Origin of the sequence: Psychrobacter sp. W2-37-MNA-CIBAN-0211 (assembly GCF_040309405.1) — a bacterium.
GTDB classification, from domain to species: Bacteria; Pseudomonadota; Gammaproteobacteria; order Pseudomonadales; family Moraxellaceae; genus Psychrobacter; species Psychrobacter glaciei.
On the sequence record NZ_JBEOOU010000011.1, the window covers coordinates 81,628 to 103,788 of the forward strand.

Sequence of the window (22,161 nt, forward strand, 5' to 3'; positions counted from 1 at the left end):
CAGTGATCGTAGGCGTGGGAGTAACTATGGACAATATGCTATATATCATCGCCGGACTGGTACTTATTTTAATCATAGCCGTCTTGGTAATGCGCAAGAACAAGGCGCAGAAGCCATCAGCACCTACGGCTGTGCAGGCCGACAAGAATTTGGCAGCCAGCAACCCAGCGACTACATCTGGAGCCAAGCAGCGCAGTCCTACGCAGCAAAGTGCTGATAACGAAGGCAAATTTGATAACCTATCGGTTGCGCAGCGCTTTATAAATCAACAGCGCTATGACAAAGCCATTGAAACACTCAGTCGTGGTCTCATAGAAAAACCCAATGACAGTCAGTTATTGCTGAAGCTCTTAGGTATATACGCAACTACCAATCAAACGGATGACTTTTATCGCGTCTATGATGACATTAAAAATCACAGTGACCCAAAAAGCATCGCACAAGCCGATGAACTAAAATCATTACTCACTGAAGAGCAAAACCAAGCAGCACAGTATGCGGTAGCGGCAAAAGATACTCAAAATACTGACTTTGAAAGTTTGGATTTTGACTTACCTGCCAGCCAAGTCGTCAATACACCGACTGTTCAAGATACGGTTATTGCTGAAGATAGGGTCACACCTCTAATCGATGAACCTACTGAAAAATCAGGACTGTCTGATGACTTTAATGATGTCAATCCTACTGTTGAAAATGTCGATGACACGTTTGACCTGACACTTAATGACCTAGAAAATGATGGCGACGAGCCAACCGCTACTAGCGTTATGCCTGTCAGTCAGGTCGACATCGTCGAAGAGGAAAATCTGACTCTAGATGCTAGCGATACTACGCCTATCATTCAAGACAACGATATCAGCGACTTTGATTTTGGCCTTGATTTGCCTGAGCAGACGGATAATATTACTGAACCTTCTGTCAGCTCCACTACTGACAGTGCGCCTCAAGACATCATGTTAGAAGATGAAGACTTTGTCTTAGATTTTTCAGACTTAGAGGCTGGTGTGGATATAAATGCTGCCAAGGCGACTGGCGAAACTACAACAGATGTGACTCAGAATAGTGACGACGACTTTGTATTGTCTTTAGACGATATTGATGAATCAGTTGCTATAGACAATGTCTTAGAAAGTGAACAGCCTGCTCTTGCAGAAGATAATGATCTAGGTGATTTTATCCTTGAAGAGAACAACTTTAAAGACAATATTTTCGAAAGTAATGATCTTGAAAACGACAGCTTTGAAAACAATAATTTCGAAAGCAATGACTTTGAAGACAGTAGCTTTGAAGACAGTAGCCTTAAAGATCAGCCACTTGATAATAATGCTTTAGAAAATACTCATATTGAAGCATCAAGCATGGCACCAACTGCGCCATTGACGTTTGATGAAGACACATTAGCAAACGATGATGTTGATTTTGACTCGCTAGCAGATGCACCAACGGCGACGACTCCAGTCGATGCTGAGTATGATGTAAGTACAGTGGACAGTGAGATTGTTACTTACAATGAAGTCGAAACAAAAGAAGATTTCTCTTTACGTTTTGCCGCAGACTTTGATTTTGTTAAAACCTTGGATAGCAATCAAGTCACTTTAGACTTGGCTGGTCAATATTTGCAATTGGGTGAATATGACAGTGCCAAACGTTTGCTAAACGAAGTCATGACTCAAGGTAATAGCGAGCAGCAGCAACAAGCTCAAACGCTACTTGATCGTACTGCATAATTAGGACGCGCCCTCAATCTGATCGAAAGCGCCTAGATAGAAAGCGCCTAAATAGGCTAAGAATGAGGACACGCCCTAATCTCCTCATCTCGTATCAGCAAGTATCCTCTAATCATTTAGAATAAATACTTGCTGATTTTTTTTGCATTTAGCCTTTATACTATCTATCATCATATTACCTATCATTACCAAGCTCTCTCGTCTCTTTTTTTGCCTTCCTTGACTGTGCCAATATTATGCCATCACCTGCTATGACAAAAAACTTATCCGACCCCATTCAACTCATTTATGCTGGTGGCACTTTTGGTAGCTACGGACGACCCTTAGCACCTTTATCAGCAGAAATATTTTTACCCACATTGCAACAACTGCTAGTTGAGCAAGATAGTTCGGGCAATCTACCTCAGATTTCATGGCTCGACAATACCCTAATTAAAGACAGCAGCCAGCTCACACCCAGTGACTTTATACATTTTTACACGCTCCTGATGAACGCCTATGCACAAGGTGACAGACGCTTTGTATTAATCACCGGTACTGACACTTTAAGTTATTTAGGGGCGTTTTTAGCGGAAGCTTTTGCGGGCAGCGATATTTGTGTCGTTGTGACTGGAAGTATGCGCCCATTGTTAGACAGTGAGGTTTTGCATAACTATAGCATCGATGCGAACAGTGACGCGTGGGACAATCTGACTGACGCCTTAAAACTGGCAGCAGCTGGTGAATCTGGTGTTAAGATCTGCTTTAGTGGCGAGTCATGGCCAGCACAAACGGTGCAAAAGATACACAGTCACGATCTGATGGCATTTACTGGACATTCTCGAGCCGCTTATCCGGCCAATAGCTATATCAGAACGTTACCAGATACACGGCGGCAGCATTGGCTGGATGACCAGTACGATATAATTGATGCTATTCAAAGTCGCGCTGAGCAAGTACGCATCCATGCTTTATACTGTTTGCCTAATGACACTGAGGTGATGAGCAATCAGCTAAAAACATTATTGTCGCAGCCACCCTCTGGCATTATGCTATTGGGGTTTGGTGCAGGCAATGTTCCTTATTCAGACGCATTAGCAGCAGCTCTACAGCTTGCTTATGAGCATGGACATATGGTGATATGTGCCAGCCAATCGCCTTTTGGCGGAGTGAGTGACAGTTATGCTGCTGGTAGTTGGCAGTATGACTATCATGTGATAGCCGGTGGGCGCTTAACGATTCCCGCTATTTACGCTCGCCTATTATGGCTATTACTGCGTTATGACAGTCCTGCCAGACGTCGACAGCGCTGGTTAAATAATGTCACTCAAGCTGGTACGACCATCAAAAAACGCTAACTGATAACTACCCCCTACTCAACTGTATACATTCTGAACACACCATGACTGAGATTAAGCATATAGCGCCTGACGATTCACCCATTTATACCTTAGCGATTGCGGTTGAGTTTTTGGGTACTCATTATCATGGCTGGCAGCGGCAACGAGAAGTATTGGGCGTACAAGAAGCGTTAGAGACAGCTATCGGTAAAGTCGCTAATGAGACAGTAGAGGTCGTCGCGGCTGGTCGTACCGATGCCAGCGTGCATGCCAGCAATATGATTGCCCATTTTACTACCCGCGCTTATCGACCTACGCAAAACTGGTTGCGCGGCGTCAATAGCCTGCTGCCCGATGACATCGCCCTGCGCTGGATTCAACCGATGCCAGCGGACTTCCATGCGCGCTTTGGCGCCATTGCTCGCCGCTATCGTTATATTACTCTTAATCAAGCACAGCGCCCCGCTATTTTGAATCATCAAGTAACGCACATCTATGAGCCACTTGATTTGGCAGCGATGCAGTTAGCTGCTGCCGATATCGTTGGTATTCACGATTTTAGCAGCTACCGCGCGGCCGCGTGTCAATCTAATCAGCCAGTACGAACCGTCAGTCATGCTAGGTTATTTGCTCATGGCCAGTTTATCGTTTTTGACATCCAAGCAGATGGCTTTTTGCACCACATGGTTCGTAACTTGATGGGCACCTTGTATGCCATCGGCAAGCACCACTTAGAACCGGCAGATTTTTTACGTATTTTAGCCAAAAAAGACCGTACGATTGCACCGCCTACCGCCTCTGGAGATGGTTTATATTTCATTAACGCCTACTATCCTGAACGCTTCCAGCGGTTATTACCGGATGCCCCTCTGACGCCCATTTGGTTGAATTTACCTGACTAGATTGGTCTAAGCTGGTATACATAACGGTTACAAGCTGTCAAGTAAAAACCTATGGCTGTATTGCTTTAATCAGCAAACTTACGTATAATGTCGGCTTATTTTTAATTGATTGATACAAATTATGGCAAAAGACGATATTATTGAATTTGAAGGCGAAGTTATTGATACCCTTCCAAATACATTGTTTAAAGTTCGTTTAGAAAACGGACACGAGATCATTGCGCACATCTCAGGTAAGATGCGTAAGCATTACATTCGTATCTTGACTGGTGATAAAGTTAAGGTCGAAATGACACCTTATGATTTGTCCAAAGGTCGCATTACTTATCGCGGCAAAAACTAATACGATTATCAACTAGAATGGTTATAACAGCATTTGTATCAAGACGTTTCATTAATAAACGGTTTTGGCTAATATAAATTCTTGAGTGGTTTAACTGATAATAATAATGACACTGCTAACCTACTCATTATTGCCTATCATATTCTAGTTGCTAGTTTTGCCATAAAAAATACCGCTATTTAACAGCGGTATTTTTTTGTCTGGCTTTTAGGATTATCTAGCGCGGGTCTTTATTTATACCAAACCCAAAAAGTACGATTAGCGGTGTCAAACTTGTTCAGTCTACAATGCGTAGCACTTACACTCGTTTTCCTTGCTACTCTAATTTTTATGAATGGTATTAGACCCTGTTAATGACACGCCCTAATACTGAACCGTTACTTAAACTCTACTGTCGCGCCATTTTGAATGACGCCTAACAGCGCTAACGCATCCCAGTTAGTCAAGCGCACACAGCCTGCTGAGGCTTGGCGACTGATACGAGCAGGATCTGGCGAACCATGAATACCATACGAAGGTTTGCTTAGCCCAATCCATACCATTCCCACAGGATTATTAGGACCGGGAGGAATAATCGCCTTACTGCCGTCATCGGCAGTATAGGTATAATTGGGCTCATGCACTTTTACTTCTACGGTGTGCGTGCCTGTTGGCGATGGTGTCGCCGTGCTACCTACAGTGGTTGGATAGCTGGCAACCAAATTGTCCTGGGCATCATAAGCATAGAGCGTTTCGGTCACTCTATCAGCGACCACGCGGCTGACAGGCTTGGTATTAGGGTTGCCAGGATTGTAGACGGTGATGGTTTCGCCTGCGCTAAAACTGGCAGTGGGATTGAGCGATTTTAGATACTTTTCACTAATATGAAATTTTTCTGCCAGCCCTTCGGTCACACTTTCGTAATACATCCCCTCGAGCTTGGCTTTTTCTTTTGCCCCTGCTGGGATAGTGGTGGTTTTAATATTAACGTCCGCCTCAGTCAGCTGATAGCTCACCAATACTGGTTGCGCCATCAGCTTGTCGTTTTTAGTCAATGCTTGCCACGTTTCTGTATTCAACGTTTCTGTGACCGTCAAGCCATTGGCTTTTTGAAATGCTTGCATGGCTTTGCGGGTATTTTTGCCCCAATAGCCGTCAACAGGACCCACGCCACTATGCTGCCAATTTAATAATGCTTGTAGCTTGGTGCCAGTATTGCGATTAATATTCATCCCCGCCTGCCAATTGGCGCTATTCACTTTTTGAGCAATCTCTGGTAAATTTTCTGTGCTATATTTAATCGTGGGTAAAAATTTATTCAGTGATACGGTAGTTTTACTCTTGCCTGTCAGCTTTTGACTAACGCCATTGGTCACTGGACTCATGTCAGTGGACTTATCTTTCACTGTACTACTAGTCGCTTCCATGGCAGGTGTATTGGTAGCAGACTTATTAGTAGCAGATTCATTAGCAATAGTGCTGTTAGTGCTATCGCTAGTGTTAACAACATTATTACTGGTACTTGATGGCGTGCTTTCATCGGTCGCTGTCATATTTTCAGTGGTTGCTGCCACGCTTTGACCTATGAAAATAGTGGTTGATAAACCGATCGCCAATAACGCAGTGCTTATTTTTGTCAGTTGATACATGTGGTGCTCCTAAAATTATTATTTGTCTTATCAAAATTTCTTTATCAAGTTTTATTGCTCTAATCTACTATTCATCTCTATCGTTTTAATTCTTTATGAGCAGTCTTTGCATGAATAAAAGTTATTACTGCTTACTGATAAGTTGTTTATATTGCCATATTCCCTTGTGAGCATATAACAGCTTTGTGTTACTAAGCGCCTTATCCTGCGGTGTCTGTGTTAATACGACGTCCATTTGACTAAAATACATTAGGCCGTGTCCTCATTTTAAAAATGAGGACACGGCCTAATGTATTTTTCGGTACTTTTTTTAAGTCCAGCTAAATCCTTGGCGCATAAAAAACCCATAAACTGCTGAGCAATTTATGGGAGTTGATATCGAAATAAGACAGCTAGGGCATGTCATCAATTAGCACACTGATACATTTAGTGGTCTTAAAATGGCTAAATTTAGCCAAACATCGTCAGAAATCTTGTCAATATGTTCATATTTACGGCAATGTCTTCCTTGTTTGGCTGCAATTTTCCTCATTTTAAGCCTCACAATCTAAATGATGACACGCCCTAAAATATAGTGGAAGTCTTAGCAGCTATTAGCGTGGTTTTTTATACCAATTTAGCCAACACCGCTTGCCCCATTTCTTTGCAGCCTACTTGTTTTAAGGCGGCTTCACTGGCATCTAGAATATCAAGGGTGCGCAAACCATCATCAAGAACATCACTGACTGCCTGCTCAATCGCTTGGGCAGCTTGTTCTTGCTTAAAGGTATAGCGTAGCATCATCGCGACAGAAAGAATCGTGGCTAATGGATTGGCTTTGTCTTGACCAGCAATATCAGGGGCTGAACCATGACATGGCTCATACATACCTTTGCCAGCGGCATCAAGACTGGCAGACGGTAGCATCCCGATAGAGCCTGTCAACATAGCGGCTTCATCAGACAAGATATCGCCGAACATGTTACCCGTCACCATGACATCAAACTGTTTAGGATTTTTGATCAGCTGCATACAAGCATTGTCAGCATACATGTGCGATAACGCCACATCGCTATAGTCCGCTTGCTGCATATCAATCATTGTCTGCTTCCACAGTTCAGTGACTTCTAGGACATTGGCTTTATCTACCGAGCAAACTTTGGCTGGCGTACCTGCTGCCTGTGCGCGTGTTTGCGCCAATTCAAAGGCGACCTTACCGATACGCTGAATCTCACTGGTGCTATACACCATGGTGTTGTAGCCTTGTTGCTCGCCGTTTTCCAACGTGCGGATACCGCGTGGCTCACCAAAATAAATACCGCCCGTCAATTCACGGACAATCAGTAAATCGAGACCTGAGATAATCTCAGGCTTGATACTAGAGGCATTGACAAGCTGCGGATAAAGCTTTGCCACACGTAGGTTGGCAAACAAACCCAGCTCACTGCGGATTTTAAGCAGACCACGCTCAGGGCGTTTGCTACGCTCGATACCATCCCATTTAGGTCCACCAACTGCACCTAGTAATACGGCATCAGCAGCACGCGCACGTGCTAGTGTCTCATCTGGTAAAGGCTCACCCGTTGCGTCGACTGCCACCCCACCGATTAACCCAGATTCAAGGGTCAAACCTAACGAAAATTTCTTATTAATCGCTTCGAGCACATCAACAGCTTGAGTCATGATCTCAGGGCCAATACCATCGCCCGCTAATGTTAAAATCGTTGCCATACTGATCCTTTTGGGTAAGTAAGTTTTTATAATAGGTACTGCTAGCGCTGTATTGCCGTCTTCTATAAGACCACCACTATCGATAATAGACCACCATCAATAATGATAGCCATCACAGTAGAGGTTGTTGTCTTTAATTAAGCTAGGTTTTGTAGAACCATCCAATTGAGAGTCTAGGTATCAAGCCACGGCTTTTAATGGAGTGGACTTTTTCTCAATAATACTGGTCTCTACAAATTCCCCTTGATGCTCAGCGCCCAGCTGTTTACAAAAGCGCCGCTGCAAATTACTGTCTTGCGACAGCTCAATGCATAAAGGCTCAGGCGATGCCGTGTCTAATAAGCTCCCTGAGTTGTCGCTAGATTTTTTTTGATAAGCATGTAACTGATAAGTGCCTGGCTCGACGAAATCATGAATAATCGCAAAACGTTCAACATAGCCGACGTTGTTTTCTGGATAGAAATTTACCTGTACTTCGCGTTTTGCAGGTTTGACCCGCGCGTAGTAGTTGGTCAGTCCTGGCATACCAGAAGCAGACAACGGAACGATTTTAACAGCACTTTCATTAGCAAGTGGCGTTATGTCGATGTTCATCTGTGCTCGTGCCCGCTGATCGGTTTTATTCATAGGCATAATAACCAGCATGTCAGGACTCACCGGCTCGTGGGTATCCGGTGCAATCACTAAGGTTTTATCTATCTGCACAATTTCGCAGTGGTAGGTGCCTATGCAAGAAATATTCACTTCACCCTTGATAGGTTGGATGTTCCCCACTCGTACCTTGGCACTATCTGCCTTGTCTATTTGTTTATAGCCCGTCAATGACTGACAGCCTGTTAACAATAAGCTTACAGCGACAGCCATACTTGTCCAGACAGCATAACGTTGTTTATTCATAATGACGGCTACTATTTAATATGGAAGATAAGTTACCCTTCATTCTAGCCAGTTCATCACGATAACTCAACGCTGCGTCACTATTGTTCATCGGTTTTTTATAGCCACTGGTCTATGAGTTACTCTCTACGCGCGTACTTGATTAAATATCCAAGGCGTTTTTTGCATCATTTGATGCTCGTAGTCTTTGATAGCATCACTTTGCTGTAGCGTTAAGCCGATATCATCCAACCCATTTAGCAAGCAATGTTTGCGAAATTCATCAACTTCGAAAGGATACTCTTCCCCAGTTGAAGTAATGACCACTTGGCGCTCAAGATCTGCGGTTAGCTCATAGCCTTCGTTAGCAAGTGTATCTTTCATTAGGGTATCTACAATTGCCTCGTCCAAGACAATTGGTAGCATGCCATTTTTAAAACAGTTGTTATAAAAAATATCGGCAAAGCTTGGCGCGATCACCGTACGAAAGCCGTATTCTGACAATGCCCACGGCGCATGCTCACGACTAGAACCACAACCAAAGTTGCGGCGTGCCAGTAAGATAGTCGCGCCTTGGTAACGTGGCTTATTCAATACAAAGTCTGGGTTAATCACTCGCGTGCTATTGTCTTGACCCGGATAGCCTTCGTCTAGATAGCGCCAATCATCAAATAGATTGACACCAAAGCCGGTACGTTTAATAGACTTCAAAAACTGCTTTGCAATAATTTGATCGGTATCGACGTTTGCGCGATCGAGTGGGCAAACGATACCTGTTTGGGTGTTATAAGCTTGCATAATAATTCCTGTCAATTATATTTTTATTGATGCGTATCAGTCTTAAAACGTGCGCACATCGACAAAGTGTCCTGCCAATGCGGCGGCGGCGGCCATTGCTGGACTGACCAGATGCGTACGACCACCATTACCTTGACGACCTTCAAAATTACGGTTAGAGGTCGAGGCACAATGCTCTTGTGGCTCAAGCTTATCGGCATTCATGGCAAGGCACATCGAGCAACCCGGCTCGCGCCATTCAAAACCGGCCTCAGTAAACAAGGCGTCCAAGCCTTCTGCTTCGGCTTGTAGTTTAACTTGACCAGAACCCGCCACAACGATAGCTTCTTTAATATTATCCGCGACTTTACGACCTTTAATCACGGCGGCGGCATCGCGCAAATCTTCGATACGCGAATTGGTACACGAACCAATAAAGATACGATCAAGCTGGATGTCAGTGATTTTTTGGCCAGCATTTAAACCCATATAGGTATAAGCACGTAACCAACCTTCTTCTTGCGCTTCATCGGCGGCTTGATCAGGCGTCGGTACTGACTGTGTGATATCAACAACCATTTCAGGAGAGGTTCCCCAAGAGACTTGTGGTGCTATTTGACTACCATCCAGCTCAACCACTGTATCAAATACTGCGTCATCATCTGAATACAAGGTACGCCAGTAAGCTTCCGCTTGCTCCCACTGCTCAGTGGTTGGTGCATAAGGACGGCCTTTGACGTAATCAATGGTCGTGCCATCGACCGCGACCATACCAACGCGAGCACCCGCTTCGATTGCCATGTTACAGACGGTCATGCGACCTTCCATACTCATGTCTTCAAAGACTTGCCCTGCAAATTCAATGGCATGCCCTGTCCCGCCAGCGGTACCAATTTTGGCAATAATAGCAAGTACCACATCTTTTGAGGTCACACCAGCGCCAAGCTTACCCGTGACACGGATTTGCATATTTTTCGATTTCTTTTGAATCAAACACTGCGTTGCCAACACATGCTCGACTTCTGATGTGCCGATACCATGCGCCAAACAGCCAAGTGCACCGTGGGTTGCAGTATGCGAATCACCACAAACCACGGTCATACCAGGTAAAACCAAACCTTGCTCAGGACCAACCACATGCAAGATACCTTGACGGGCATCATTGATGGTAAATTCAGCAATATCAAACTTAGTGCAATTGTCATCTAAGGTGAGTACTTGTAAACGCGACACTTTATCCTTGATACCCGCGACGCCTTCTAAACGCTCCTTGGTCACCGTTGGCACATTGTGATCGGGGCTAGCGATGTTAGCCGACAGACGCCATGGCGCTCTATTGGCCAGATCCAGACCTTCAAAGGCTTGTGGACTCGTTACTTCATGCAGTAGATGGCGGTCGATATAAATCAGGCTCGAACCATCATCACGCTTGGTGACTTCGTGAGCATTCCAAAGTTTGTCATATAACGTTTGACCGGCCATGTTGCTATCCTTTATTAGTTGCTAATCACTGAATCTATTTACCCGCTCACACAACAGCAAGCGAGGTTTTTATTGAAATTTTTATCTAATTGACACTTTTATCTAAAGACACGCATTTTATTTATAAAGTGACGTTATGTTACTGACGCCTTTCATAATAAACTTAGGGTCTGTTGAACATTCAAATGTGGTACTGGCAGTGACTACTTTTTAGACAATACGCAGTGAAATTTTTGATGCCTAGTCATTCTAGGGTAGACAATTTCGCCATGTATTGGCAAAAAATAGCCTTGCCCTGAAAGGCTGATGCTAAAATCACCCCAAACGTTGTTGTAAACCTAGCTAAGGTCTCGACATTATCGTCGGTTTACGCCTAGTTTGGGACGATTTTAGTGATCAGCAGTCCTAATATTTGAATGTTCAACAGACCCTACTATTTATCAAAAATATTTTTCACAGATCATACTTATTAAATTGGTCTATCACACATCTATATCAACACCAATTGATGGGTTTTCAGGTAAATTGATAAAATTGGCCATCAATACAGGCGTTAAACGGCTAATTACCAAGTTAATAGAATAAATACGTCTTGATACCTTGTGATTATAGCAGGCTAATCCTATAATAATAATTGATGATTTTTACGTAGTCGCAAACTTTTATTTCTAATACATTGTGACTAGGTCAGCCAACTTTTATTTATAGCTCGCTACGCAGCTAAGGACATCGGTTTGAATACCACGAATTTGACGACATTCGTCACTGTTATGCACACAGGCAGCATCTCAGGCGCAGCAGAAAAGCTTTTTATTACTCAGCCTGCCGTCAGTAAGCGTATCAAGAATTTAGAAGATGAATTTAACATTACGTTGTTTGATACGGTCGGTCGCGGTATTGTGCCGACTCAAGCCGCTAGTGAAATGCTGCCGCACGCCAAGCGCTGGCTCGACGATTATGAGAACTTCAAAATCAATTTACAACACTCTCAGCACATTGTGTCAGGTAAATTGGTCATTGGCACCAGCCACCATATTGGCTTGCATCATTTGGCTCCTGTGCTCAAGCACTTTATTCAAGCCTATCCTGCGGTGCAATTAGAAGTTCATTTTGTCGACTCTGAAACGGCGCACAAGGCGGTGTTAGATGGTGACTTATCATTAGCATTCCTAACGTTGCCACCTGTCTACGATAAGCGTTTGACGTATCACACGCTTTGGTCAGACCCACTCTACTTTATGACCGGTACATTATCGCCTTTAGCGACCAAAGCCAATGTCACTTTAGAGCAATTGGCCCGCTATCCCGCTATTTTGCCCTCTGCCAATACTTTTACCAGCCAAATTACCTTAGCTGAGTTTGCCAAGCATAATCTAAAACCTTATGCCACCATGAGTACCAACCCACTTGAGTCCATTCGGATGTTGGTTTCTGTTGGCCTAGGATGGTCAGTATTACCTCAAACCTTGGTCAGTCAAGATTTAGAGCGCATCAATATGGCAGATAATATTGAGCTACAGCGTTACCTCGGTGTGGTTATCAATCCAAAGCTGACTCGCTCTAGTAGCGTGACTGCCTTATTAGACTTGCTTGCCCCAATTGATTGAACGGCTTTTAGTAAGTAGCAAATGATGGTTTAAAACCGAGCTTGGCTTTGTATAAAGCTTTACTTTACAAAGCCAAGCTCGGTTGTTCGCATTTTTAACAGCCATACGTTATAATGCGTTTGGCTTTGTTTTTTATAACATAAATTTACCAGAATAACACTGATAGTCATATTTTGAAGACTTCGAGTAATATATGATGGTAAACAGTAGGTTTAATGGTTTTAAATGATTGATTATATAAGTGAGTAGCATTTGTAAAAAACTAGCAGATAAGGGCGATAGACAAGATTGCGATTGAGCCACGCTTGTTGTCCTCTAATCACTATTTTATGAATATTACTTTTAAAACAGTATCAATCATATAAAACTAACAGAAAATACTGACTAAAAGTCAAAAGCCATTATGTCCTACTTAATGGCTTTTTTTGTCTTTAAATATTGTTTATAAACATCATCTTGTGATGACTTAATTTTATATAGTTAAAAATAATTACAGCCAACAACGTTGGTTAAGGACAGTTTATATGAATGGGATTTCTAGTGGCGTGCTGATATCGTTGGGCGCCTATTTCTTAGTGATGATTGGGATTGGCATTTACGCTTATTTTAAGCAAGCCAATGATACTGAAGGCTACATGTTAGGAGGACGTAATTTAGGTCCCGCAGTCACTGCATTATCAGCAGGGGCGTCGGACATGTCAGGTTGGTTGCTCCTCGGCCTACCAGGCTATATGTATGCCGATGGTGTCGTAAGTATGTGGATCGCACTTGGTTTGACACTAGGTGCCTTACTGAACTATATCATTGTTGCACCGCGCCTTCGCGTTTATACCGAAGTCGCTGACAACGCGATTACCTTGCCTGACTATTTCGCCAACCGCTTTGAAGATAAATCGCACATGCTGCGTGTCATATCAGCAATCGTTATCATCTTATTTTTCACCGTTTATACCGCTGCAAGTCTAGTAGGTGGTGGTAAACTCTTCGAAAGCTCACTCAACTTATCATATAGCACGGGTCTTTGGGTAACTGCTGGTGTCGTCGTTGCGTATACCCTATTCGGTGGTTTCTTAGCGGTATCGATGACTGACTTTGTACAGGGCGTCATCATGTTATTTGCAATGGTGATCGTACCAGTTGTTGCCTTTACAGATCTTGGCGGTATATCAGCAACGACTGAAGCCGTTCGAAACATTGATCCAAGTTTATTAGATGTCACCAGTGGCATGACTATCATTGGTATTATCTCATTAATGGCATGGGGACTTGGCTACTTTGGTCAACCACATATCATCGTTCGTTTTATGGCGATACGTTCAGTCAAAGACGTACCAATGGCCCGTAATATCGGTATGAGCTGGATGGTTGTCAGCTTAATTGGTTCTTTAATGACAGGTTTTGCTGGTCGTGCTTATGTACAAAAAACCGCAATGACCTTGGATGATCCTGAGACCATATTCTTAGTCTTTACACAGTTTTTATTCACACCGCTGGTTTCAGGGTTCTTATTAGCCGCTATTTTAGCTGCGATTATGAGTACCATTTCATCGCAGCTATTGGTGGTATCAAGCTCGCTGACTAAAGATGTCTACAAGCTATTCTTCGATAAAGATGCTCCTGAAGCACGCCAAGTACTAGTGGGTCGTATCTCGGTTGTAGCGGTAGCCATCGTATCTATCTTGCTCGCCTCTGATCCCGATAGCTCAGTATTGAGCTTAGTTTCTAACGCTTGGGCAGGATTTGGTGCAGCATTCGGACCCTTGGTTATCTTCAGCCTAATCTGGCGCGGTATGAACCGTAACGGTGCGGTCGCTGGTATGGTAATTGGTGCCTTAACTGTTATCCTGTGGATCTATGGTCCTTTCGAGATGAATGGTATGGCATTAAATAGCTGGTTATATGCTATCGTTCCAGGCTTCATCTTAAGTACCATTGCTATCTTCGCGGTTAGTATTATGACTGGCGGTCCAAAACCTTCAGTAACTGCCAAGTTTGAAGAAATGGAACTGAACCTTAATAAATAAGTAAATAATCTTATCACTATCAAAAAAAACCTCGCCATGATTGGCGAGGTTTTTTATTATGAGCAATTATATTAGGGTGTGTTCTCATTTTAAGAATAGCAATGAAAATGAATACATGCCCTAGCTAAATACACGCCCTAGCCATAAGGTATTAAAAGGTCTTGGTTAACAATATGGTTGCCGACTTCTCATCGCGATCATCATAGTAATCAAAGTTACTGGAAGTCTGATCATAATCAAATACCAGTCGCGGTGTCAGACCATAAAAAGTTAAGTCACGCTTCCAGACTTGCAAGCCTAATGAGGTGGTCTTGTCTTCTCTTGTCGAGCCAACTTTACCACCGACAGCATTGTAGTAACCATTTAAAGCACCACTACCTGCTGGGTAAGCATCCGCTGGATCATCATACTCTTTTACAGCGTAGCCTACTGTCGTTAGGGTAGAAATACCTCGCTTCCACTCACGACCCCAACCAACGTTTACAGAGTTGCGGTCATAGCTGATAATGCTAGATTTGGGTACGTCATTTTGATAATTACCAAGACCACCATAAAAGTATTCTTTGGCATCTTTAATATAGAATGCATTTAGACCCAAAAACTGTCCATCAGTCTCGCGATTTTTATTGTCGTCATCTTCAAACGTTTCTTTAGATAAAATGCCAGTCGCTGATAGCTTTAGCTTAGGTTTTACCCAGCGAGAACCACTAACAGTGACGCCTTTACGTAGACTATATGGCTCTTCATCATAGTATCGTTTAGTCACAAATGGCGTGAGGGAAATATCATTTTTGGCATCATCATAACCGACACCAGCAGAAGCCGTGAATAAATAGTCGTTATAGTCAGCCTCATCCCAATAGCCTTTTAGTGAGGCATTACCACCCACCGTGGCATAAAAATTATCGGGTAAATTAAAGCGTTTGTTTGCACTGGCTGATACTTGAATACCATTGGCTGACTTCTGCTCAACTGAGTTGCCTAATTGAGATTGGATAGTCTTTGATGGCGCATCATTGATGTTATCATCTTTGACGTAGCTGGCAGAGGCATCAAAACGCCAGTTTTCGAGACTGTTTATCTGAGCCAATGAGCCTTGAACCCTAGCCATAACAGGTGCCGGTAAGTCGACTGATTGTAGCTTTAAGAATTGGTCTTTCGCGGCGGCATACTGTTTGTCTGCTTGCAGAGCCAACGCCATATTCAGGCGTACTGGGTGGAAGTCTGGGTCTGCCGCTAGCATATTACGATAGATGGCGATGGCTTGCTTGTTTTTAGCTTCACTACGATATACGAGTGCATCAGCAAAATTAATAAGCATCGGGTCATTGGTTTCTAGTGCTTTATAATGCGGCAATAATTCTTTGACGGTTACCATATCCTGTGCAGCCAACGCATCGTTTAAATACTTGCTAAACGCTGCTGGATTGGCTTTTAAGGCTTCTAAATTGTAAGCGGTGGCGGCAGCAAGTTGCTGACGACTTCTGATAGCACGTTGTGCCTCTGTATCCGAGACAACGGTAGAAGGTGCTGTAGGGTCTGATACAGCAGTTTGGTTCTCACGCTTGAGGAGTTCGGCAGCTTGGTCAAGCTCTGGTTCTATCTCTTCTAAGACGGGCTCTGCTGCCATAACCGATAGAGGAAAAGCCATTATAGATAGCAGAATTGAAGCTGTTAAAGGTTTACGTATATATCGATTGTTCATAGGTATCCTTACCAAATTACGATCTGTAAATTTCCAAACTTAATTATCCTAAGGGATTTTGATGGTTTAAGCGAGAGAAAAAGCGCCCCAAGACGCTTTTTCTTTACTCTATATAGTCACAGCGATTTATTGCTTTTCAGCACCAAAGGTTCCTTGGAATTTGGTACCTGTTCCAGCAACATCACCGCTACCACCTGGTACTGAAGCATCTTGATAAATACCCCCTAAGAACTGAGCCTCTTTACCGTAAAAACCGCCAGCAGTGTCAATGCCATTTTTATTGCCAGCAAAGGTGTTTCCTGTAATATCGGCATCGATTTTTATTTCGTTGCCAGCTGGCATGTACTTATAGCCCTTACCAGTAAATGAGAGCGTACCATCAACTGAGCCATTAACGAAGTCGACATTGAAAGCAGAAGTCCCATTGACTGGAGCGGTAGATGCATTGTCAGCCAAATGAATGTTTTCAATATAAGTTGCCATACCTTGGTATTGCGCCTTACCTGCGTTAACATTCTTAAGACTTTCCATACCTGCTTGAGAAGTTAAATAACCTTCTACATAGACATTAGCAGCGCGTGAGACATCTCCTGCAATTGAGTTTAAATTGCCATAAACATGACCGACTTGCATCTGTGAATCAAAGTTCTTGTAGACAGCGTTATATTGGTAAGTCGGATTCAAACTACCTCTACCTGCTTCAACTTTCTGCTCACCACTTGCAGCCGTTAAATTGACAGTGATAGGCTCTAATACCGTATCTGGCTTGACCATGTCGGCAAGCACTTTGCCTTTACTGAAGCTAGTAAAGTTATCACCTTTACGATTATCTACTGGCACCTCAGAACCATTTTCTATTTTTAGTTCAGTCCAAGCCGATTTATCGTCGCGAATTTCAACATAGCCGATAGCATTATCAAGCTGACCTTGACCCAGTGGTAGCGTTTTCTCTTTACTGCTCAGCGCCGTAGATTGGAATCCAGTCATTTTAGATTCTGTTGGGTCAGGCACTACTTCAACTGTTGGATCTACTTTAGAAGCACCATAAGTACCTTTGATATAGTTATCTTTAGTCTCTCTTTCGTAGACACCGCCTAGTAAGCTAGCACCTTTACCGTAGAAACCACCGACAGTATTGACAGCAGCACCTTGCTCACTAGCAAAGATATTATTAGAGATAGTCGCATTGATATCAACCTGCTTGTCAGCAAATTCCAGCTCGCCTTTCACTGATTTGGCGACAAAGTCAACATCGAACTTAGAAGTACCATCGACTGCGATTTTTCCACCTTCTGCATAGGTGGCCACCCCTTCATAATTGGCCTTACCTTCATTTACGTTGGCTAATTTGTCCATATCACCAAGGTTAGTGGCATTACCTTGGACATAAGTATTAGACAAATGGCTCTTATATAATATGCCATTTTTGATGTCACCTTCTAAATGTCCAATCTGCATTTGGTTATCGAAGTTTTTATACACTGAAGAGTAATTCATATCTCGCTTGTGAATAGTACCCCCCAAACGACCTTCAAATGACGTGCTACCTTTGTGCTCTTTAAAACCGTTATTACCTGTACCATAAGTGTTGTCAGCAGCGCCATCATTTGCGCCTCTTAACTTCACATCAATTGGTTTTAGGGAAGCTCTGCCATCAACTTCGTTAGCATAAACTTTCAATTGGTTATAGCTATTGGAGTTGTTGTCAAAAATTCCGTCATCAGAGCCTACAGAATTACTTTGGAAACCCGATACTCTTGAATCTGGAGCCGTAAATTTATTAGCGGCTTCTAACGCTTCAGCTTCCGCAGCCTCTGCTCTCGCTATGGCTTCATCTCTTGCTGCTTCAGCGCTCACTTTAGCATTTAAAGCTTCAGTTTTAGCATTCTCTGCTTCAATCTTAGCCGCTTCTGCCACAGCTTTGGCGCTCTCTGCTACTGCTTGAGCCTGCAGTGCCTTTTCTTTAGCCTCTTTTTGTGCTTGGGCATCCCCTACTGCTTTTTCAGCCACTTTTTCAGCCGAAATTTGAGCCTGTTCCGCAGCCATTTGAGCCGTTTGCGCAGCAATTCGGGCAGCGTCGGCTGTAGAAGCAGCTTCTAATGCAGCGCCTTCTGCAGCTTCGGCGGCTTCAGCACGAGCCAATGCAGCAGCAAGACCACCATCTCCTGTACCAGCATTTGCTAAGGCTTCTTCAGCGGCAGTCAAGGCTTCTTGCGCCTTGGTAGCATCAGCTTTGGCTTTGTCTGCAGCAGCTTGGGCAGCAGCAGCTTGGGCATTGGCATTAGCGATAGCAGCTTGCGCCTTTTCAGCATCAGCTTGCGCCTTGTCAGCTGCTTTTTCTGCTGCGGTTTGTTTGTCACTCTTTGCACCATAAGTACCTTGAGCGCCTTTACCTTCGTATACACCGCCTAGATACTGAGCATCACCGCCAAAGAATCCACCTTCGGTACTGTAGCCTGCGTTGGTATCTGCAGTACCTGAGAACTGATTACCATTGATGCCCGCTGTTAAACCAATCTTACCGGCTTTATCGAAGGTGAGATCGCCTTTAACGTTTTGAGCGACAAAGTCAGCAGTAAATACTGATTTACCAAACTCGATATCATTACCGATGCCCAGCTTGCGATACGTGGCATCTCCTGTGTAGCCAACTTTACCTTCGGTCGGCATGTTGGCAGCTTGGGTAGCATTACCGACTACTGCAACGCCATTCACTGGTAGCTTATTTGCACCAAGAGCTGCTGCACCATCAATTTGACCGATGCGCATGTCATCGCCAAAGTCTTTATAGGTTGAGGTATAAGTTAATGGCAGTACACCAAGGGCGGTTGTAATATCAGTGCTGTCGTCGTGAGATTTAAATCCGTTTTGTAAGTTGGTGTCATTCGTACCAGAGGTGGTGATATTGACGATTGGTAATAGACCACCTGAGGCAGTGTCTGCTCGAGCTTCAACACTGTTTGCGGTAGTATTAAAGTCACGACTAGTAGCGGTAAAGGCATTAGGTAAGCCAGCAGCTGATGGGTCGATGTTCAATGACTGAACACCTGATTTAGTGGCTTCGGGCGCATTCTTGATGGCTGCTGCTGCCAAGGCTGCTTCGGCGGCTTGTTGGGCTTGCTGAGCAGCAGCGACTTGAGCGGCGGCAGCTTGTTGAGCAGCTTGAGCAACAGCTTGGGCCTCTTGGGCTTGAGCTTGGGCTTGCTCTGCTAATTTTGCTTTGCGCTCGGCTTCTTTCTGTAAAGCTTCCGAACCACCACCATTTGCTAGAACTTCTTCTAAAGCTTGTTCTGCTTCTAATTTAGCAGCTTCGGCTTTAGCACGAGCGGTTTCTGCAGCTACAGTTGCTTTTTCTGCTTCTGTTTTAGCTTCTTCTGCTGCTTTTGCCTTTGCTTCCGCGGTCACTTTGGCATTGGCTTCTTGTTTGGCTTTCTCTGCTTCAATTTTAGCTACAGCTTCAGCCTCTTTTACTCTTGCTTCTGCAGCCTCTATCGCCGTCTTCGCTCTAACCTCTGCTTCTTTAGCTTTGTCTTCTGCGACTTTTACTTTTTCTACTGCTTCTGCGGCAGCTTTTTTAGCCAAGTCAACTTGTGATTTAGAGGCTTTTGCGGCTGCTTCAATTTTAGCTACAGCTTCTGCTCTTGCTGCTTCTGCTGCGATTTTAGCTTCTGCCGCTTCTGCTTTAGCAGCGGCAACAGCTTTAGATGATTCTACTTTAAATGTCTCTTCAGCGGTTTTAAGTGCATCTTGAGCAGTTTGTGCCGCTTTTTTAGCAGCATTTATTTCTGATTTTGATGCATTTTCTAAAGCATCAATTTTTTCTTGTGCATCTTTTTTCGCCGTGTCTAGTGCTTTGGTAGCTTCTGCCAATTTAGTTTGTGCAATTTTTGTCTGACTCTCTGCAATTACCGCTTTAGCTTCTGCATCTTTGGCTCTAGCCTCTGCTGCTTTGATAGCTGCTATATCACCACCAGTTTCACCGCCACCAGTTTCACCGCCACCAGTTTCACCACCACCAGTTTCTCCATCTTCCACCCCTGGTAAAACAGGGGTTGGTTTTGGAGCAATAGAGTTATCTCCTCCACTCGTTGAACATGAGGCTAGGATCATAGCAGTCAAAAGAACAACACTAGCTTTGAGCGGGGTATTTAATTTTTTTGCTGTTGATACAGCCAAGATTGAATGACGGTCAAGTGGCATTCGAATTCCTCCATGAAAGTTTTATGAATATTCCGTTAAACATAACTTTTATCTACTATCGCGTATAGATAAACAAATTACATACAAAAAGTCAATAAATAAAAATAGAATAATGTCTACTATAACTTTTAGTTACTAATTAATATCTATTAAATAGAATATATAGGAATCATGAAGAAGGTTGAATGTATGTACATGACTATTGCTTTACTAATATTGCATGCCAAAAATTTAAATTGATAACCACCATTTATGAGAAATCTATAAAAGTGATTAGATAGAGGTAATAGTTGAACTATAGTTCTTTTATAAAGCTAAAATAAGTAGAATACTCTTGGTTTATGCCTATAAAGGCTATGAAAATATAATAATCTCTGATTATTGACGTATTTTTATCAAAAAATTCCGAGTAAATCTAATCAACTGTGACAGAAATGCTTTACTAATATCTTTGTAATACTCAGGTGACATAGTTAGTGTGTGAGAGTCATCACTTTCAAATGATTGAGAGATAATAATAAGTTATGATTGATGGACTAAAATACTGACTATATATTCGATATATACCAACATATTAATAGATAAATATAAACAATAGTTCTTATTTAGAAACAAAAATTTTTTTCGTTGTAAAATTATCTTTTAATTAAATAAACATTAATCAACTAAAAGAACATTTGTAAACTGAAATAATGATTGTTTTCTTAGTTTATCATCTACAAAAAAAAGCGCCCTAAGGCGCTTTTTTACTACAAACTGTCAGACTGATTTATTGCTTTTCAGCACCGAAGGTACCTTGGAAAGTTGTTCCGGTTCCTTGTGCAGTACCTGTACCTGCTACATCGCCAGGTTGCGCTTCTTGGTAGATGCCGCCCAAGAAATTAGCATCCTTGCCATAAAAACCACCTGAGGTTTGAACGTTGTTAGCAGCATTTGTACCAGCAAAGGTATTGCCTGTAATATCTGCATTGATACCAATATTTTTATCAATATCAGCAAAGTTTAATGTACCTGTTAAAGAATCATTAACGAAATTGACATCAAAGTTGGAAGTACCATTCAGAACTGGATTGATAGCACCGCCACTGGATAAATGCAAGTTATCTGCATAAGTCGCAACACCAGCATACTGTACTGTACCTTCATTGATATTATTCGCAATGTTATACTGACCTAGCGCTTTTAGGTAATCCATATCGGCTTGAGCAGTACTGTTACCCACTACATAGACGTTGGCATAACGTGATTTAACTCCCGGTGCGATACCCGAACGCTTATCTAGGTCACCATATACGTGTCCAATTTGCATCTGTGAGTCAAAGTTCTTGTACACAGATTGATAAGGGAGGGTTAGATCAGCAGTCGGAGAGAAAGAGATGCCTGTTTTTACATCTTTGAAAAGCACTTCGTTTGCTATAGCTGATTTCTTAAAGCCATCTGTGTTAGCGACATTAACGTCATCAGCCCTAACCGTCTGAAGCGTTAAGTCCTGTACAGTAGTATTAAACTTATTAGGCTTAACGATATCAAGACGGGCTTCGATAGTGTTGTACGTCAGGTTGTCAACATTACTGTCTTCGATAACAGTAGGTGTCTCATCCTCTCCACTACCTGTCGTAGTTGTATAGGTTTCATTGTCATTAACAAATTGACGGAAACCGATAGCGTTCTGAGTACCTAAACCTTCTGCACTACTCAAGGTGTTGCTCATGATGCCGGTTGCATCAGCGTTGGCGGCTACATCTGGATTAGTAGGTGACGTTGGTGTTGGTGTTGGCGTTGGCGTTGGCGTTGGCGTTGGCGTTGGCGTTGGCGTTGGCGTTGGCGTTGGCGTTGGCGTTGGCGTTGGCGTTGGCGTTGG

General features: G+C 43.1%; 14 protein-coding genes. 6 read left to right on the top strand and 8 right to left on the bottom strand.

From position 1 onward, the window contains the following. Positions 1-26: 26 nt before the first annotated feature. From AAEY72_RS10765 to infA, 4 genes are all read left to right on the top strand, one after another. Positions 27-1,727: a motility hub landmark protein FimV gene (locus AAEY72_RS10765; RefSeq protein WP_352310521.1), complete on the top strand. Its 1,701-nt coding sequence runs from the start codon at positions 27-29 to the stop codon at positions 1,725-1,727. A gap of 236 nt (positions 1,728-1,963) precedes the next feature. Further along, positions 1,964-3,064 (top strand): asparaginase, encoded by a 1,101-nt coding sequence (locus AAEY72_RS10770; RefSeq protein WP_352310522.1) that lies wholly within the window; start codon positions 1,964-1,966, stop codon positions 3,062-3,064. A 44-nt stretch (positions 3,065-3,108) separates the two neighbouring features. After that, positions 3,109-3,948 carry a tRNA pseudouridine(38-40) synthase TruA gene (gene truA, locus AAEY72_RS10775; protein ID WP_352310523.1) on the top strand — a complete coding sequence of 280 codons (840 nt, stop codon included), beginning with the start codon at positions 3,109-3,111 and terminating at the stop codon, positions 3,946-3,948. A gap of 121 nt (positions 3,949-4,069) precedes the next feature. Then, on the top strand, positions 4,070-4,291 hold the full coding sequence (infA, locus tag AAEY72_RS10780) for a translation initiation factor IF-1 (RefSeq protein ID WP_021814850.1): 222 nt from the start codon (positions 4,070-4,072) through the stop codon (positions 4,289-4,291). Between the two features lie 377 nt (positions 4,292-4,668). On the opposite strand, the gene AAEY72_RS10785 is transcribed toward infA, so the two are convergent. The 5 genes from AAEY72_RS10785 to leuC form a co-directional block, all read right to left on the bottom strand. Then, positions 4,669-5,919, bottom strand: a complete 1,251-nt coding sequence (locus AAEY72_RS10785; protein WP_352310524.1) for a L,D-transpeptidase family protein — start codon at positions 5,917-5,919, stop codon at positions 4,669-4,671. 606 nt (positions 5,920-6,525) lie between these two features. Further along, positions 6,526-7,629: a 3-isopropylmalate dehydrogenase gene (gene leuB / locus AAEY72_RS10790; RefSeq protein WP_352310525.1), complete on the bottom strand. Its 1,104-nt coding sequence runs from the start codon at positions 7,627-7,629 to the stop codon at positions 6,526-6,528. Between the two features lie 180 nt (positions 7,630-7,809). Further along, positions 7,810-8,526 (bottom strand): hypothetical protein, encoded by a 717-nt coding sequence (locus tag AAEY72_RS10795; protein WP_352310526.1) that lies wholly within the window; start codon positions 8,524-8,526, stop codon positions 7,810-7,812. Between the two features lie 126 nt (positions 8,527-8,652). After that, positions 8,653-9,303: a 3-isopropylmalate dehydratase small subunit gene (gene leuD / locus AAEY72_RS10800; RefSeq protein WP_210539932.1), complete on the bottom strand. Its 651-nt coding sequence runs from the start codon at positions 9,301-9,303 to the stop codon at positions 8,653-8,655. A gap of 42 nt (positions 9,304-9,345) precedes the next feature. Then, entirely contained in the window at positions 9,346-10,764 is a 1,419-nt protein-coding gene (gene leuC / locus AAEY72_RS10805; protein ID WP_352310527.1) for a 3-isopropylmalate dehydratase large subunit, read from the bottom strand. A 734-nt stretch (positions 10,765-11,498) separates the two neighbouring features. On the opposite strand from leuC, the gene AAEY72_RS10810 reads away from it, so the two are divergent. Then, positions 11,499-12,371 (top strand): LysR family transcriptional regulator, encoded by an 873-nt coding sequence (locus AAEY72_RS10810; protein WP_010199853.1) that lies wholly within the window; start codon positions 11,499-11,501, stop codon positions 12,369-12,371. Between the two features lie 524 nt (positions 12,372-12,895). Then, positions 12,896-14,395 (top strand): sodium/proline symporter PutP, encoded by a 1,500-nt coding sequence (gene putP, locus AAEY72_RS10815; RefSeq protein ID WP_010199855.1) that lies wholly within the window; start codon positions 12,896-12,898, stop codon positions 14,393-14,395. Positions 14,396-14,546: 151 nt separating this feature from the next. On the opposite strand, the gene AAEY72_RS10820 is transcribed toward putP, so the two are convergent. The 3 genes from AAEY72_RS10820 to AAEY72_RS10830 form a co-directional block, all read right to left on the bottom strand. Continuing rightward, positions 14,547-16,100: a surface lipoprotein assembly modifier gene (locus tag AAEY72_RS10820; RefSeq protein ID WP_502945369.1), complete on the bottom strand. Its 1,554-nt coding sequence runs from the start codon at positions 16,098-16,100 to the stop codon at positions 14,547-14,549. Positions 16,101-16,226: 126 nt separating this feature from the next. Further along, a complete protein-coding gene (locus AAEY72_RS10825) occupies positions 16,227-20,300 on the bottom strand; it encodes a transferrin-binding protein-like solute binding protein (protein WP_352310529.1) in 4,074 nt (1,357 codons plus the stop codon). Positions 20,301-21,069: 769 nt separating this feature from the next. Continuing rightward, positions 21,070-22,161 (bottom strand): transferrin-binding protein-like solute binding protein (locus tag AAEY72_RS10830; RefSeq protein WP_352310530.1); only part of this gene is annotated, 1,092 nt, incomplete at its 5' end.